The organism is Arthrobacter sp. TB 26, assembly GCF_000427315.1.
Classification (GTDB): Bacteria; Actinomycetota; Actinomycetes; order Actinomycetales; family Micrococcaceae; genus Arthrobacter.
In genome coordinates, this window is sequence record NZ_AUPJ01000144.1 from 440 (window position 1) to 2,589 (window position 2,150).

Annotated in this window: 1 protein-coding gene and 1 pseudogene; both read left to right on the forward strand. The window is 71.4% G+C overall.

The window, feature by feature from the left end; all coding sequences use genetic code 11:
- Positions 1–194: 194 nt before the first annotated feature.
- Positions 195–1,610 (forward strand): SbcC/MukB-like Walker B domain-containing protein, encoded by a 1,416-nt coding sequence (locus K789_RS22300; protein WP_237739515.1) that lies wholly within the window; start codon positions 195–197, stop codon positions 1,608–1,610.
- 105 nt (positions 1,611–1,715) lie between these two features.
- Positions 1,716–2,150: pseudogene (locus tag K789_RS0104510) on the forward strand (MFS transporter); the annotation flags it as partial.

Here is a 2,150-nt window from a genome sequence, read left to right on the forward strand (position 1 = left end):
CCGTCGCGGACCGCCATGGCCGCGCCCGGGAGGAGTACCAGGACCTCCGCCAGCGCTGGCTTGATCTGCGCGAGGAACGGCTGGCCAACGCTGCCGCGGAGCTCGCGTCCCAGTTGCAGCCCGGCGTCCCGTGTTCGGTGTGCGGCAGCCCTGAACATCCGGCCCCCGCCCCCGCCGCGGCTTCGGCGCTGACCGTGGCCGAGGCCGAAGAGACCGCGCAGCACGCCTGCGAGGTGGCGGAGGCCGCCCTCGCGGGGCTCGAACGCGAACTCGCCGATGCCCAGCAGGACGTCGCCGTGCTGGCGGCCCAGGGCGGCAACACGGCGCCCGACGACGCCACTCTCGAGGCAGTCCTGGCCAAAGAACGCGCCGCGGAAGCGCACCGCGCGGCGGCGGAGCTTGCCGCCAACCGCGCACGGCACTCCCAGCTGGAAGAGGAGATCGCCGGCGCCGAGGAGGCCCAGGCGGCCGCGGCGTCCAGCATCGCCCATGCCGGGTCCACCCTCACTGAAGTCCAGGAGCAGGCCGAGGCCCTGGAACTGGCCCTCGACAAACTCCGGGCAGGCCACCCGGTCCTGGCAGCCCGCATCACAGCGCTCGACGGCACCACGGCCGTGCTGGAACGCGCCGATGCGGCGCGGACCCGGGTGGAACAGGCCTCCGCACGTTCCGCGGAAGCCCGGCAACAACTGGAGCTGGCGCTTCCTGGCGCCGGCTTCGAGTCTGCGGACGCGGCCCGGGCCGTCCTGCTTCCGGCCGCCGACGCCGCGGCACTCGAAGCTGCCGTCCGCGCCGGACAGGACGAAGCGGTCCGGATTGAGGAGCTCTTTGCCAGCGAGGAACTTGTCCTGGCGGCGCACGAGCTCGAAACAGAAGGCCCCCTCGTCGAGGATCTCGTGGAACGGCTCCGCGCAGACGCTGCAGCGGCGGAACGCTCAGCCCGGGACGCGGAACTCGCGGCCGGCCTCGCGGAAAAATCCGCGCGGACCCTCGGCGCTATCGCCGCCAACTATGCGCAGCTCGCGGCGGCAGGACGGGAACCGCGCGAACGGGCGGCACTGCTGGCCGCCGTCGCCGACGCGGCCCGCGGTGCAGGAGACAACGCCTACCGCATGAGTTTGAACAGCTACGTGCTCGCCGCCCGGCTCGAACAGGTGGCCGTCGCTGCCTCGGAACGGCTCATCGGCATGAGCGACGGCCGCTACACCCTGCAGCACACCGACGCGAGGGCGGCCCGCGGGCAGAAATCCGGGCTCGGCCTGGAGGTCGTGGACCAGTGGACCGGGCAGCGCCGCGACACCGCAACGCTCTCCGGTGGGGAGTCCTTTATGGCCTCACTCGCTCTGGCTCTCGGCCTTGCGGACGTCGTGCAGCAGGAATCCGGCGGTGTCGATATTGAGACGCTGTTTGTGGACGAGGGATTCGGCAGCCTCGACGAACAGGCGCTCGAGCAGGTCATGGATGCCCTGGAAGGGCTCCGCGACGGCGGACGGGTGGTCGGCCTGGTGAGCCACGTGGGCGAAATGAAACAGCGCATCAGCACCCAGCTCCAGGTGGTCAAGGGACGCAACGGTTCCACCCTGCACATCTCCGACGACGCCCAAGCCTGACACGGGCCCGCGGAGTCAGCCACAGTTGCGGATACAATTGGGGTGTTACCGGGTCGCGCGCATCGGGAGGAGGGACGATGCGCACCATTAAACGAACCTGGAATCATGACCCTTTCAACGCCTTCCCGGGCGCCGGTTTCCGCGGCTCCCCAGTTCCCTGACACCCTTCCTTCCCGCGCGACGCCCAGCAGGGGCGGGCGGTACGCCCGCTTGCCGCTCCTCGCCGGACGAGGCTATATCCCGCTCGGGCTTTTTGCCCGCCTCCCGCTCGCCATGCTCACCGTCGGGGCCCTCACCCTGGTCACGGCTGTCACCGGCTCGTATTCCGTCGGCGGCGCGTCAGCCGGCGCGGTAGGCATTGGCTCGGCGCTCGGTGCCCCCGTGCTCGGCGCGCTGGCGGACCGGCGGGGCCAACGCCCGGTGCTGGTGTTCGCCGCCGTGTTCAACACGGTCGCCGTCATCGCCCTGATCCTGGCCGCCTACCTGGTCCCGGGCGGGCAGGACCTCGCCGTTCCCGTCCTGGCGGCCGCCTTCGTGGCC